The 14,328-nt window shown below is 49.4% G+C and carries 14 protein-coding genes and 1 tRNA gene; 9 read left to right on the forward strand and 6 right to left on the reverse strand.

The genetic code is table 11. The features are described 5' to 3' along the window. Positions 1 to 12: 12 nt before the first annotated feature. Positions 13 to 657: a hypothetical protein gene (locus BOO20_RS09270; RefSeq protein WP_076792256.1), complete on the reverse strand. Its 645-nt coding sequence runs from the start codon at positions 655 to 657 to the stop codon at positions 13 to 15. A gap of 22 nt (positions 658 to 679) precedes the next feature. After that, positions 680 to 829 carry a hypothetical protein gene (locus tag BOO20_RS12880; protein WP_158068738.1) on the reverse strand — a complete coding sequence of 50 codons (150 nt, stop codon included), beginning with the start codon at positions 827 to 829 and terminating at the stop codon, positions 680 to 682. A gap of 248 nt (positions 830 to 1,077) precedes the next feature. Between BOO20_RS12880 and BOO20_RS09275 the strand changes: the two genes are divergently transcribed. From BOO20_RS09275 to nfo, 7 genes are all read left to right on the forward strand, one after another. Beyond that, on the forward strand, positions 1,078 to 1,947 hold the full coding sequence (locus BOO20_RS09275) for an ATP-binding protein (protein ID WP_076792258.1): 870 nt from the start codon (positions 1,078 to 1,080) through the stop codon (positions 1,945 to 1,947). Beyond that, positions 1,944 to 2,327, forward strand: coding sequence for an STAS-like domain-containing protein (locus tag BOO20_RS09280; protein WP_233120937.1), 384 nt, complete (start codon positions 1,944 to 1,946; stop codon positions 2,325 to 2,327). Before BOO20_RS09275 ends, BOO20_RS09280 begins: the two co-directional genes overlap by 4 nt. A gap of 10 nt (positions 2,328 to 2,337) precedes the next feature. After that, positions 2,338 to 2,868 carry a PIN domain-containing protein gene (locus BOO20_RS09285; protein WP_198935439.1) on the forward strand — a complete coding sequence of 177 codons (531 nt, stop codon included), beginning with the start codon at positions 2,338 to 2,340 and terminating at the stop codon, positions 2,866 to 2,868. 73 nt (positions 2,869 to 2,941) lie between these two features. After that, positions 2,942 to 3,544 carry a phosphoribosylglycinamide formyltransferase gene (gene purN / locus BOO20_RS09290; RefSeq protein WP_076792263.1) on the forward strand — a complete coding sequence of 201 codons (603 nt, stop codon included), beginning with the start codon at positions 2,942 to 2,944 and terminating at the stop codon, positions 3,542 to 3,544. Further along, the gene (locus BOO20_RS09295; protein ID WP_076792264.1) at positions 3,541 to 4,215 is read left to right on the forward strand and encodes a 7-carboxy-7-deazaguanine synthase QueE; all 675 of its coding nucleotides are present in this window, start codon (positions 3,541 to 3,543) and stop codon (positions 4,213 to 4,215) included. Before purN ends, BOO20_RS09295 begins: the two co-directional genes overlap by 4 nt. Positions 4,216 to 4,491: 276 nt before the next feature. Continuing rightward, on the forward strand, positions 4,492 to 5,484 hold the full coding sequence (locus tag BOO20_RS09300; protein WP_076792266.1) for a glycosyltransferase family 2 protein: 993 nt from the start codon (positions 4,492 to 4,494) through the stop codon (positions 5,482 to 5,484). 126 nt (positions 5,485 to 5,610) lie between these two features. Next, a complete protein-coding gene (gene nfo / locus BOO20_RS09305) occupies positions 5,611 to 6,531 on the forward strand; it encodes a deoxyribonuclease IV (RefSeq protein WP_233120938.1) in 921 nt (306 codons plus the stop codon). Positions 6,532 to 6,728: 197 nt separating this feature from the next. On the opposite strand, the gene BOO20_RS09310 is transcribed toward nfo, so the two are convergent. Beyond that, complete coding sequence (locus BOO20_RS09310; protein WP_076792267.1) at positions 6,729 to 7,610, reverse strand: ABC transporter permease; 882 nt, start codon at positions 7,608 to 7,610, stop codon at positions 6,729 to 6,731. Positions 7,611 to 7,854: 244 nt separating this feature from the next. Between BOO20_RS09310 and BOO20_RS09315 the strand changes: the two genes are divergently transcribed. Further along, positions 7,855 to 7,927, forward strand: a tRNA-Ala gene (locus BOO20_RS09315). Between the two features lie 100 nt (positions 7,928 to 8,027). On the opposite strand, the gene BOO20_RS09320 is transcribed toward BOO20_RS09315, so the two are convergent. Continuing rightward, entirely contained in the window at positions 8,028 to 8,552 is a 525-nt protein-coding gene (locus tag BOO20_RS09320; protein WP_076792269.1) for a hypothetical protein, read from the reverse strand. Between the two features lie 236 nt (positions 8,553 to 8,788). Here BOO20_RS09320 and purF point away from each other — a divergent pair, with 236 nt between their 5' ends. Then, the gene (purF, locus tag BOO20_RS09325; RefSeq protein WP_076792270.1) at positions 8,789 to 10,282 is read left to right on the forward strand and encodes an amidophosphoribosyltransferase; all 1,494 of its coding nucleotides are present in this window, start codon (positions 8,789 to 8,791) and stop codon (positions 10,280 to 10,282) included. 108 nt (positions 10,283 to 10,390) lie between these two features. On the opposite strand, the gene BOO20_RS09330 is transcribed toward purF, so the two are convergent. Together BOO20_RS09330 and ileS are read right to left on the reverse strand one after the other, a co-directional pair. Next, entirely contained in the window at positions 10,391 to 10,825 is a 435-nt protein-coding gene (locus tag BOO20_RS09330) for a TraR/DksA C4-type zinc finger protein (RefSeq protein WP_076792272.1), read from the reverse strand. 62 nt (positions 10,826 to 10,887) lie between these two features. Beyond that, positions 10,888 to 14,145, reverse strand: coding sequence for an isoleucine--tRNA ligase (ileS, locus tag BOO20_RS09335; RefSeq protein ID WP_076792273.1), 3,258 nt, complete (start codon positions 14,143 to 14,145; stop codon positions 10,888 to 10,890). Positions 14,146 to 14,328: the final 183 nt, after the last annotated feature.

A 14,328-nucleotide genomic window follows, 5' to 3' on the forward strand; every position in this document is an offset into this window, starting at 1 on the left:
GCACCGACACGGTTACGGAAACTTTGGCAGTCCGAATCCGCACGGACAACTGGCGGGATGATTCCATGCATTGCAGCCATAGGTTATCCCGAACCTCTCGTTGTATTGGTGAAGGTGCTTATTAAGCTCTCCCGAGCTAATTTGACCATTATGATATTTTGTGATATCTGTAATCATTTTACCGGCAAGCGTTTCATCTTTTCCCCACCAGCCCCATCCGGTATGGGACTCGTATTCATAGTTGGGAGCAATGGCAATTCTTGCATGGAATAACTCCCTGAACTCTTTCAATTCTTTATGGGTCAGCGGATTATTCGAAGTATGGTCAGCCATGCAACTGGCAAGAAACACGCATGAGAGCTTTGGCTGCTTCTTCAGTCCGTATGTTCCCATCTCCTTCCACAGATCCTTCCAGTCTCTACCCGCATCTATCCCGGTACCGACTGCGTATTGACCTCTGTTTCCATGACCATTATAAACAAGGATATCCCCGTCGTTAAGCGTCTTAAATGCAGCAGCAAGTTCAGCCCTGTTTTTCACAACAATAGGTTGTACATTTTTAACCGGCGGAGGTGGCGGAGCCGGTAAAATGTTGCCGGCATTGTCAAACTCAAGCGCCTGGATGACCACAATTTTATGCGGTGTCGTGGGTTTCATGCCTCATCTCCCTATACTTTAGTTATTTATCCCGCCTTGATATTATGCCTGATAAAGCTTCATCTTCTAATTCCGGCAGTTCGTCGAGGCTGTCGATGAGCCACTTCGCAAGCGTAGCTCGATCCTTCAAATCCAGCTTCCGGATCTCGATTTCAATTTCTTTAATGCCCATATCCTCTCCGTTACATAGCTGTATTTCAAAATGAGCGTTACGATAAAGGTAAGGATAATTACAGTAAAATGAGAATTCCGGGGTGCGCGCTGGACAAACCAAACGTACAGCCGAAGAGGCAAACCCGTAAAGTGGCAAAACTTGGAAATGGATCGAAGTATTGATAAAATCGTGTATAAGCTGAACTGTAGAGGGAACAAACGCCCGCAGTTTCCTTAAGCCATTTCCAGCTCTCAAAAGCAAGCTTGATGCAGGAAAAAATTTGTGATATACGCAGCGATGCGACCGGATTTAATGCACTCGCTGCTCTTTCGGAAAAAGCCAAAGCGCTTTTATTTGAGAAAGTTGATCTGGATTTTCAGGACTGTACCTTTTTTGAAGCAAACATGGCAGCGCCGTTCTATGCTGTCTTGACAAAGTACTACGAAGGGATGAATGTGGTCACCCCCACAAACATTCGTTCAGATATCCGAACAATTCTGCAAAAAAATCGTTTTCTTTGTGAGTTGGGATTTTGTGAACTCCATGACTCCAACCAGACCACGCTGCCATTTAAACGATTTAAACTCACTTCCGGTGAGCAATTTTCTGACTACCTGGATCAATACATGCATGATCGAGGTATTCCAAAAATGTCTGATGGGCTTGCAAAAAAATTCCGGCAGAGCCTTTTTGAGATTTTTCAGAATGCTACGCAGCATTCACAATCCGAACAAGGTATTTTTGTATGTGGTCAGTTTTTTCCGAAACAACACCGGCTTGACTTCACTATTGCTGACGCAGGAATTGGGATACGGGAAAATGTCAGACGATTCTGGAAAAACGAAAAGATAAGTTCTTGCCAAGCAATCACTTGGGCATTACAGGGGGCCAACACAACCCGTCAAAATCAACCTGGCGGACTTGGATTGAAGCTAATTAAGGATTTTCTGAGTTTAAATAGAGGCAAGCTGCTCATAGTTTCGCGCTACGGTTTCTATAAATTTTCCGCTTCGGGTGAATCATGCCGAAAACTGAAGGATGATTTTCCCGGAACATGTGTTAATATTGAGTTAAACACAAATGATACGAACCGATATACATTGAAGTCAGAATTGACTTCATCCGATATTTTTTGAAGAGAACGACAGGAGAAAACATGAGAGAAAAAGTAATCATAAGAGTTATTGATACAATCGGCAGTAATCTCTGCATAGCTTCAGAAGACGGGCAAAAGGTATTTGATAAAACTGTTCCACTGCTGCAAACAGGCAAGCATGTTGTAATCTCTTTTGACGGGGTATCAATGCTCATATCGCTTTTTCTGAATGTCGCAATAGGACAGCTTTACGGCCAGTTCAGCGAAGAGGAAATTCGGGATCAGCTTGAGGTCACAGGATTAGCCGGTGAAGATATGGAAATCCTGCAACGGGTAGTAGAAAACGCAAAGCGGTATTACACCAATCCTGAAAAGTACGATAAAGTCTGGGCTACATTGGAGGGCGAAGATGAGGAATAAGGCACATGATTTGAAAGCTTACTCATTCATCTCCAGTGACCAAATCCTTATCGATACCAACATTTGGCTTTATCTCTATCCTCCTCCTGGTAACTCAAGTATACCTTTCGCTGTAAACTATTCGAGGGCGTTTGCTTCACTCGTACAAAATGGAGCCATACCCATTCTTGATCCGATGGTATTGAGTGAATATCTCAATCGATATTGCCGTATCGAGTGGGAAGCACATTTTTCGAAGCAATATCCAAAGTATAAGGATTTCAGAAATTCATCCATTTTTCAACCAATAGCAGCAAGTGCTGTCACCTTGGCCGCCGGTATACTCCGCAACTCCCGACTACACTCCTTGCCAACCAATAAACTTGACCTGAAGCAAGCCATATCTGATTTTGGAACGGGTCAATCAGATTTTAACGATGCAGTGTTGACGGATATCTGTAGGCAGCAAAACCTGAAACTGCTTACAAACGATTCGGACTTCCAAACCGGTGGTATTGAGGTCATTACTTCAAATCCAAAACTATTGAAAGCCTGTCCCTGATAGGCATTATTTTAATTTGTAAAACTGCTCAGGAATAGATTTATCCTGTTATGCGGAAAAGCAATACGAACATATGACTACCGATAAAACCCGCATAGCGGTCTTCTGCTCCGGCTCCGGAAGCAACTTTCAGGCCATTTTCCATGCATTGAAAAAGAGAGCGATCAATGCGGAGATCGTGCTCTGCCTCTCCAACCGGTCGCAGTGCGGATCGATGGAGTTCGCCCGTGAGAACGGCATCGCCACACTCCATCTGACTGAAAAGCAGTTCGACTCCTTTGAAGGGTTCGCAAATGCGATGGTTGCATACCTCAAAGAAAAGCAGATCGAAATCATTGTGCTTGCCGGATACATGCGCAAGGTGCCTGACGCGGTCGTGGATGCGTTTACTGACCGGATTATCAACATTCATCCAGCCCTGCTGCCGAAGTTCGGTGGCGAAGGGATGTACGGCATTCATGTCCATACCGCAGTGATTGAGGCAGGCGAAACCGAGAGTGGCGCAACGGTGCATCTGGTCAACGAGGAGTATGACAAGGGGCGGATTCTCATGCAGCGCAAGGTTCCGGTGCTTCCGGGCGACACTCCGGAAAGCCTTGCCGCAAGAGTGCTTGCCTGTGAGCACACCCTCTACCCGGACGCCCTTGAAAAACTGCTATCCGAGCTGAACTCATGAGCACCCCTACTCTTAACATTAGCGAAATCTTCCACTCCATCCAGGGGGAATCTTCGTTTTCCGGATGGCCCTGCACCTTCATCAGGCTTTCAGGATGCGGCCACGGCTGCCGCCACTGCGATACCGCCTATGCGGAACAACCCGGCAGGGAGATGAGTATTGAGGAGATCATAGAACAGGTGGCCGAAATCGGGGCACCGCTTGTGGAGATAACCGGAGGAGAACCGCTCCTGCAGGAAGAGGTCTACCCGCTCATGGAGAAGCTCTGCAACCGGTGGAAGGAGCGCGTCCTGCTTGAAACCGGCGGATTTCTCTCCGTGGCGAAGGTCGATCCCCGCGTGCATAAAATCATCGACCTCAAACCGCCTTCAACCGGTGTATCCGATAAAAACAACCCGGAAAACATTGCACTCGCCCTGAAGCAGAAAGATCATGCAAACCGGTTGATCGAGCTCAAAATTGTCGTGGCTGACCGCGAAGACTACCTCTGGGCCCGGGAGCTGCTCACCAGAACCGGACTCCCTGACGCCTGCACCGTCATGATGGGGGTGGCGTTCGGGATGCTGGAGCCCGTAAACCTTGCCAACTGGATTCTTGAAGACCGCCTGAACGTCAGAATGCAGCTACAACTGCACAAATACATCTGGGATCCCGGAAGAAGAGGGGTTTGAAGAGGAAGAGAGTGGACGCAAATGGACGAAGAAATTGTGGACAGAAGTGGACACAGTGGACAAGAATTAAAGCGATGTTAGATTGAATTGTAGGGGCGAACCTGCGTGTTCGCCCTTCCGGGGATGGCATTTCTTTTCGTCGTTGCTCTCCCTGTAGTCCTTTGGCTCCTTTCCTGAGAAGATGGACAAGAGTTTGAAGAGAATTCGAATACCGGATGATGGATTTTGCATTATTACAGTTAACTTTTTCTTTATTCAACATTAATCGTTCTGCTGTTGCATTCACTCTCCGTCATCGTCCCTCTGCTTAATGAGCGGGAATCTCTGCCTGAACTGATTGATCAGCTCTATCTTGCCATGGAGGAACAGGAGCTGCGCGCCCTCTTTCCTGATCCGTTCAGTTTTGAGATTATCATGGTGGATGATGGCTCAACCGACGGTTCAAACCGGGTTATTGAAGGGCTGATCGACTCCCGAACGGAGCTCCGTCTGATCTCCTTTCAGAGAAATTTCGGCAAAACGGCTGCACTCTCGGCCGGATTCATGGCGGCTTCGGGAGAGTATCTCTGCACGATTGACGCCGACCTGCAGGATGACCCCTTTGCCATCAAGACCTTGCTGAAAAAGCTGCTTGAGGGCTATGATCTGGTCAGCGGATGGAAGCAGCACCGCAAGGATCCGCTCTCCAAAACGCTTCCCTCAAAACTCTTCAATGCGGTGACGCGCCTCTTTACCGGCATAACCATTCATGACTTCAACTGCGGGCTTAAAGTATACCGCAGCGAGGTAACCCGCCGTCTGGAGCTGCATGGCGATATGCACCGCTATATTCCGGTCATGGCCGAGTGGATGGGCTTCAAAATCACCGAACTGCCGGTGGCTCACCGGGCAAGGCAATTCGGCACCACCAAATACAGCTCCGCCCGCTTTTTACCCGGACTCTTTGATTTTCTCTCGGTGCTCTTTATTACCCGCTACCTTCGCCGACCCATGCATTTTTTCGGTATGGCCGGACTGGGCAGCTTTCTCCTCGGTTTTGCCATCAGCCTCTACGTCACCCTTGATAAAATCCTGCTCCACAAACCGGTCAGCAACCGCCCGATTCTTTTTCTCGGCATCCTGCTGCTGATTCTCGGAGTCCAGCTTTTTTCGACCGGACTTCTTGGAGAGATGCTCTCAACCTCCGCTTCGAAAGGGAGTTCCTTTACCGTAAGAAAAACCATGAATCTCACCACCGGACAGGCCGCAGCCATCGGTGGTGCCGATTAACTATCCACAACTACGCCATGATCTTTACTTCTGCCAAACGGGAACCACTATGTTTTGTCGTGGGTTCTTTCGGTGTCGGGTCAACGAAGTAATCAAATCACGTAACAAATAAACAGAGGTTCACTTATGAAACGAGTCGGCGCCCATGTAAGCATAGCCGGAGGAGTTGAAAATGCTCCGCTTCAGGCTGCAACTATCGGGGCAAAAGCCTTTGCGCTCTTCACCAAAAATCAGCGCCAGTGGAGAGCACCAAAACTTGAAACCTCTTCAATAGATGCATTTCTGAAAAACTGTAGCGACGGGGGCTTCAGACCTCAGCATATTCTGCCGCATGACAGCTATCTGATCAATCTCGGCAGCCCTGACACGGAGAAGCGCCAGGTTTCGCGTGATGCTTTTATCGGGGAGATGCAGCGGGTGGAAGCGCTCCAGCTTACCCTGCTGAACTTTCATCCCGGCAGCCATTTGAAAGAGATAAGCGAGGAGGAGTGTCTCAGGCTGATTGCCGAATCGATCAACCGGGCACTTGATGTTACAAAAGGGGTTACCGCTGTTATTGAAAACACGGCCGGTCAGGGAAGCAATCTCGGCTACCGCTTCGAACAGCTCGCATCGATTATTGATCAAGTCGAGGATAAAACACGGGCCGGGGTCTGCCTCGACACCTGCCATCTCTTTGCCAGCGGTTACGACCTCAGCTCAGCCGCTGCGGCAGAAGCCACCTTCCGCGAGTTCGACCGTATTGTAGGGCTGCACTATCTGCGGGGCATGCACCTCAACGATGCCATGCAGCCGATCGGCAGCCGCATAGACCGCCATGCGAGTATCGGCAAGGGGACAATCGGAGTGGAGGCGTTCAGCTACATCATGAACAACCCTGCATTTGAAGAGATTCCTCTGATCCTTGAAACCCCCGACTCCGACCAGTGGCCCGAAGAGATCAAACTCCTCTACTCCTTCGAACACCAAGCTCCGGCGGAGCGTAACAATAGGATTAACCGTCGTGAGCGGGTCAAGGGCGAGGCGGACGGAACGCAGAAACCGTAATGTACAGTCAGTACATGAGGATTTCGAGTACCGCCCAACGACACCATTGACCCGCGCAACTAAGTATTAAAGCGTTTTAACCGTCGTGAGCGGTTTGAGTGCGAGGCGGATGGAGCGCAGAAACTGGAATGTACAGGTCGTACATGAGGATTTCGAGCACCACCCAACGAAGCAATCAAATCGCGCAACAGGTTAAATCAGCGTTTGGAGACGATCCTCAGATATTTGCCCACAGACAGCGCACTGCCGAAAACCCCGAGCACCAGCCCGAGCAGGACGGTCGACGGGTAGATCAGCAGTGCAGAGGGCTGCAGCACCTTGTAGATACCCGGTTCATAACTGAAGAGCAGTTGATCGAAGAGCAGATAGACCGCACCGGCAGCAAGTATGCCTGCTATCAGGCCCTGCAGTGCTCCTTCAATAATATAGGGGGCGCCGATGAACCACCCCGTAGCGCCGACCAGACGCATGGTACGGATCTTCTCCTGCCTTGAATACATGGCGAGCCGGATGGTGTAGCCGATCAGCACAACGGTTGCCACCGAAATGAGCACCCCGATTCCTCCGGTCAGCAACGTAAAGAGGCGGGCATTCTGCTCTATCTGGCCGATAAATGCCTGATTATAGCGGATATCGGCATCCGGGGCGACGTTCCTGATAGCAGGAACAAGCTGCTCGACACTATCGGGAGTTGCGTATTCGGGCTGAAACTTCACTCTTACCGATCTCGGAAGCGGGTTGGATCCGAGAATTTTGACAATATCCTCTCCAAAGTCACGATTAAAGCTCTTTGCCGCGTCAGCTTTCGAAACAAACGTGGCTTCCCGAACCCCTTTGAGCACCCTGATCTGTTCCGCACTCCTTGTTGCAAGAGAGTCGCTCATGGACTCGCCAAGAAAAACCTCAAGTTCAACCCTGCTTCGCAGCTCCTGGATCACATCAAAAAAACTGAGGGAGACGGTGCTGAAAAGACCGAGCAGCACAAGAGCAAAAAAACTGACCGTAACCGTAATGGCTGCGGGAAGCTTGGCTCTGCCGATACTTGAAAAACCCTCTTTGACGACGAATAACAATGACATAACAGCTTGTTTTGCATTAAATAACACCTGTAACTCAAAGAATCAACAAAACAAGTTGCAAAAACAAGTTTTTTTTCTTTTTATTACAGGGCATTTCTATTTAGTGTTTGTTCAAGCCCCAGGGAGGCGAAATATTGGTAGCTCATTACCGACGAAGTTGGGGATGGGAGATGATTTCGAGCACCACCCAACGCAGTAATCGGGTTTCGGAACAAATAAATAGCGATGCCTACAGCTACAAACCGGGGCTATAGCTCAGTTGGTAGAGCATTTGCATGGCATGCAAAGGGTCAGGAGTTCGAGTCTCCTTAGCTCCACAAAAAAAATAAAAAAGCGCAGTCAGAAAGCTGCGCTTTTTATTTCCACTCTCCCGAAAAGGCCCAACCTTTGGCATCGCAATAAGGGCACCTCTATTAATTACTTTCCTTTCCTCACCGCTTGCGCGATCAAAAAAACCACTCCCACAAAAAGTGATGCACAGAGACCTGCTGCAATATTGTAACAGGCTGCAAGAAGAACAACGGGAAGAGTAAAGTCCGCATCAAAACCGACCCGACTTGAACTTACTGCGAGCGTCAGTGCTGTCAGACCGGTAAAAAAGAAGCTGGTAGCTATACTTCCGGCAAAAGAGATGAAGACCTTCTCACCCTTCCCTTCCGCAATGGCCACTTTCCTTGCCACCTGTTTGCTGGCTCCCGGATCAAGCAGTTGGCGCACCATCATGGCCACAAGGGCAAAGAGAACAAGTACACCGGCGTGAATACCGTAAACCGTAAAGAGCTCGCTCTGCTGTGCGTTGAAATAACCCTGCCCCAACTTTGCCGAGGCAAGACGGAGCATGAAAATCGATGTCCAGTAAAACAGGGTACCCCAGAGCAGCGTTACCAAAATCCAGGTTGCCACACCGGGAGGAGCAGGAGTTTTTTTGTTCGGTAAAGTCATGGCATGAAAAAGTGAATGAATAAAGTAAAGCGCAAAATTTCGGAGCCCTCATGGAAATATAACTGCGGGTAGCGAAAGAACCCCCGGATTTCAGGTTAATAACACCGAACATGCGAACAAATCATCGTCTGTTGTCATTGCAACGATTATTTTCAGTTTTCCGTTTGAATATTGATCTTCATTTGCCATTATTAGGACTCTGAGGTGCTTATCCTAACTTTAACATACTTTTGCTTATGTGTGGAGTTTTCGGCGTTTTTAATTCAAAAACTCCCGCGGAAGACACTTTCTATGGACTGTACTCACTTCAGCACAGAGGACAGGAAGCCGCAGGTATCGTGGTTGCAGACTATAACAAGATCAAAAAGAAAACCCTCTTCAAGCAGCACAAGGGCATGGGTCTTGTTTCCGAAGTTTTCAGGGATGAAACCATCTTCGACAAACTGGGCGGCTATGCCGCTATCGGGCACAACCGATACTCAACCACCGGTTCATCAGCATCCATCAACAATATTCAGCCGTTTTCACTCACCTACCGCTCTGGAAGCCTTGCTGTAGCGCATAACGGTAATCTGACAAACGCCCGAACCCTTCGGCGTCAACTGACTGAGGACGGCGTGATCTTCCAGGCATCCTCTGATACCGAAATCATTCCCCACCTTGCTGCACGCAGCCGGGAAAAAGAGCCCATACAGCAAATCTATAATGCCTTAAGCCAGGTTGAGGGCGCCTATTCAATGGTCATTCTGGCCAATAACCAGATGATTGCAGCAAGAGATCCCTACGGATTCAGACCCCTTGCTCTTGGCAAAAAGGTTGATCCTCTGACCGGAGAGCTTGCCTATATCGTTGCGAGCGAAACCTGCGCATTCGATATCATCCAGGCCGAGTACATCCGCGATATCGAGCCTGGAGAGATACTGCTGATCGACCACCTTGCGGTAACAAACGAGAAGCCTACCTCACTCTTTCTTCCCGCATCTGATCGTAAAGCGCGCTGCATATTCGAATATGTCTATTTTGCCCGACCTGACAGCTTTATTTTCAAGCACTCCGTTGACAAGGTCCGCCGGAACCTCGGTAAAAATCTCGCACGGGAGTCGGAAATCAAGCAGCAGCCGGGTGAGAAGGAGCTGACCGTCGTCAGCGTCCCCGATTCATCCAATACCGCAGCACTCGGCTTTGTAAGGGAGAGCAATAAAATGGAAAAGGGTGCACGCTTTGAACACGGCCTTATCCGTAATCACTATGTCGGAAGAACCTTTATCCAGCCGGGAATTCACAGCCGCGACATCAAGGTCCGTTCCAAATACAACATTGTGCGCGGTGTACTCATGGAGAGACCGATCATTCTCATTGACGACTCGATTGTCCGTGGCACTACCGCCAAAATGCTGATCAAGTTGATCCGTGAAGCCGATCCCAAGGCCATCCATCTCCACATCAGCTCTCCGCCTATCACCAACCCCTGCTTTTACGGGATGGATTTCCCGACCAAACGCCAGCTGTTGACCCATATGTTCGACACGCTGGAGAATGAAGAGGAGGAGATAGAAAAGATCAGGGAGTATATCGGTGTTGATTCATTGAAATACCTCTCCATGCAGGGACTCATGAACAGCGTCCCCTCATTTGAAAATGAAACATGCAGCTACTGTACGGCCTGCTTCAGCGGTGATTATCCCATCGAGGTCAAAGAGGCCACCACCGACAAAGAGGAGAACGACTGAAGAGATTCTGAATTCAGAATTTTGGATTTAAAAAACAAAAAGGAAAAGGGCTCACAACATGTCAGCCCTTTCCCTTTTGTAATTCCAAGATAAACAACCAGCCCGAGCCTACTTTTTCCCCTGCTTGAACTCGATTCTCACCGAGGTGTGCGGCACAGCCTCCAGCCTTTTTTTCGGGATGGGTTTGCCGGACTTGATACAGATTCCGTAGGTTTTGTTTCTGATGCGGTCAAGAGCCTGATCAATGTAACCGATATATTTCTCGTCGCGGGCAATAAACATGAAGCGCTGCTCACGGTTCATGGTCTCGGTGCCGTGATCAGCCATATGCATGGAGTAGTTCGAATTTATTGAATCTTCCACGTTTTCATCGGAGAGAGATGAACGCAGAATATCCAGGTCACGAAGCACCTCTTCACGCCTTTTGAGCAGAAGCTGACGGAAATGCTCCAGCTCTTCATCGGTCAGATAGGTTTTGGTCAGAACCGGTTCCTCAATAACCTCATTTTCCTTTTTGGAAGCACTGCTGCCTTTTTTCGCCATAATACATCGTATTTGCTGATTCTAACAAAAAGCTGTAAAAAACAGAGAGTGAAATAATACGATTAACTAACATACTTTTCAAGTGATAACCGGCAGAATTCACCGTTTACCGGGTCATTCTTCCCCTTTGCGGCAGACAACGGATCACCCAAAGTAGCCACAAGAACTGTGGCGAGAGTTTCAGCTTTAATATACGCATCATTTCTCTGCACCGCATCCAGAAGTTTTTCCGACCCTTCGATAGCAAGCGAAATCCTGTCGGTAATTTCAAATCCGCTCTCCTTGCGGAGCGACTGGATACGACTGACCAGTTCTCGCGACAGCCCCAGCATTTCGAGCTCTTCGGTCATCTCGGTGTCAAGGGCAACCATGATGCCATGAGCTTCATCGGATGCAACCAGCCACCCTTCGATATCCTCATGCATGATCTCAACATCCTCACGCAGCAGTTCATAGAGTTTGCCGTCAAGCTCAAAAGAGAGCCTCCCCGCTTTTTCAAGCTGGGCAATCTGTTTGTGGCTCATGATCCTGATCGACTCGGCAAGCGACTTCATCTCCTTGCCGTAACGCGGTCCGAGGGTTTTGAAATTCGGCTTCACCTTCTTGCTGATAACGGAGCCCTCATCTTCGATATACTCAATCTTCTGAACGTTGACCTCTTCAAGAATGATGTCGGCCACAAGGGAGTACTCCTCCCGCGCTGCAGCATTGTCAACAGCAAGCAGAATGCGCTTCAGCGGCTGACGCACCTTGATCGAGGCCTTTTCACGCATGGTACGCACAAGGGAGGTGATGATCTGCGCCTTTTTCATTCGCTGCTCCAGCGGACGGTCAACAGCCGAAGAGTCGAGCAGGGGAAACGCTGCCAGGTGAACGGATTCAAAGGGTTCAAGCCCGCTGATGCTGTTCAGATTCAGGTAGATACGATCGGCAATAAAGGGGGTAAACGGCGCAAGCAGTTTGGCCAGCGTCAGCAGTGCCGTGTAGAGCGACTGATAGGCCGCAATCTTGTCGGGCCCCATGTCACTTTTCCAGAACCGTTTGCGTGAACGGCGGATATACCAGTTGGAGAGGTCGTCAACAATAAAATCGTTGATCAGCCGGACGGCACCGGTCAGATCATACTGCTCCATGCGCATATGCACACCGTCAACAAGGGTGTTCAGAGAGGAGAGTACCCAGCGGTCAAGCTCGGAACGCTCCTGGAGGGGAATTGAGGGGTCCGAAAAGCGGAATCCGTCAACATTGGCATAGAGCACAAAGAAGTTATAGCTGTTGATGAATGCCCGGAAAAATTTGCGCTGCTCCTCTTCAATTTCATCGGCATTGAACGATTTCGGCCTCCAGGGGGGACTGGTCACCATCAGGTACCAGCGGAGCGCATCGGCTCCGTAACGACCCATGGTTTCAAAGGGATCCACCACGTTGCCTTTTGATTTCGACATCTTCTGACCGTTTTTGTCGAGAATATGACCGTTTACAATCAGATTTCTGTACGCAGGCTTGTCGAAAATGAGTGTGGCAATGGCATGAAGGGTGTAGAACCATCCTCTGGTCTGGTCAACCCCCTCGGCAATAAAATCTGCCGGAAAGGTGCGATCAAACTGTTCACGGTTCTCGAACGGGTAGTGAAGCTGGGCGAAGGGCATGGAGCCGCTGTCAAACCAGACGTCAACCAGTTCGGGTGTGCGGTTGAAGCGCTTGCCGTCCCTGATAAAATAGATCCTGTCAACAAAGGGCTTGTGCAGATCGAGCTCAACGAGACCCCTGTCGAGAGCATCCCCGAGGAGATAGCGTTCGGTATCTATATCAATGAAGCCTTCCCGCAGCTCTGCAATGGATCCGACGGCAAAAAGTCTGCCCGAATCGGCACCATCCCCGATGGAGAAATCCTCCGCAACCCAGAGCGGCAGGGGTGAACCCCAGAAGCGTTCGCGTGACAGCGCCCAGTCCTTGTTCTCCTCAAGCCAGTTTCCGAAACGTCCGGCACCGATCTCGGGAGGGCACCAGTTGATGGTTTTGTTCAGCTCCACCATCCGCTCGGCAATAGCGGTAGTCCGGATATACCAGGACTCCCTTGCATAGTAGATCACCGGCACATCGTAACGCCAGGAGTAGGGGTAGGTGTGGGTAATGGTCTCCTTGCGGTAGAGTTTTCCTGCCTCCTTGAGCTGACGGATAATGAGCGGATCGGTATCCTTGAAAAACATACCGTCATAGTCGCTGACTTCAGCCGTGAAACAGCCGTTGCGGGCAACCGGCTGGAGCATCGGGAGATCATATTTTTTGGCAATCTCATAGTCATCGGCACCGAAAGCCGGAGCGATGTGAACAATTCCGGTACCGTCCCCGGTGGAGACAAATGTTCCGGCGGTGACATACCAGCACTTTTTCTCGGGCTGGATATAGCTGAAAAGCGGCTCATAATCGAGCCCTTCAAGATCCCGCCCTTTCAGTTCAGCAATAACCTGCCAGAGTGACTCCCCCTCTTCATTTTTCTCAAGAAGCACCTGAAGACAGGAGTGGGCAAGAATCAATACCTCACCGCTCTCTCTGTTCCGAACCTTCACATAATCAATATCGCTGCCTACACAGAGCGCCACATTTGAAATCAATGTCCAGGGAGTCGTTGTCCAGACCAGAAAAGACTCTTCCGAACCCTTCAGACGAAATCGCACATAGACACTCGGGTCTTTCACCTCCCGGTAACCGAGGGCAAGCTCGTGAGAGCTGAGCACCGTCTCGGATTTCGGGTCCTGCGGGACAATTTTGTAATCCTTGTAGATGAGCCCTTTATCGAAAATGGTCTTCAAAGCCCACCAAACCGACTCGATATAATTATTGGTACAGGTAATATAGGGGTGGTCCATATCAACCCAGTAGCCCATCTGCTCGGTGAGCTTTCCCCATCCCTCGCGATTATCGTCGATGTGATGGTAGACAAGCGCCCTTGCTTCAGCATTGAAATCCCCTTCACCATACTCCACAACCTGGGACTTGTTCTTCAGACCCAGCTTTTTCTCTACTGAAATCTCCACCGGCAATCCATGAGTATCCCATCCTGCCATTCTCGGCACCCGGTAACCCTGCATGGTCTTGTACCGGCAAACCACATCCTTGATGGTTCGGCTGAACACATGGTGTACACCCGGCTTGCCATTGACCGTCGGTGGTCCTTCGTAAAACGAGTAGACCCTCTCCGCCGGTCTCTCCTCCAGACTCTTCTGAAAAATTCCCTTTTCATTCCAGTATGCAAGAACTTCCGCCTCTACTGTGCTATAGGGCACATTTGAGGGATACTCCCTGAATTTATCGTCCATAATGCTTATAGGTCATTCAATCAACAGCAGGCAACCGGCCTGCAATTATAAAAAAAGTCAATATACAAGAATCCGGTATGAAACAGCACAGGCAAGCTTTTCATAAACAGAAAAGCTTGCCTGAAACCTTGTATGTGCACCTCTATTAATTTGTTCTACGATTCGATTTCTTCGTTGGGCGGT

The sequence above is a fragment of the Chlorobium sp. KB01 genome (genome assembly GCF_001975465.1).
GTDB lineage: Bacteria > Bacteroidota > Chlorobiia > Chlorobiales > Chlorobiaceae > Chlorobium.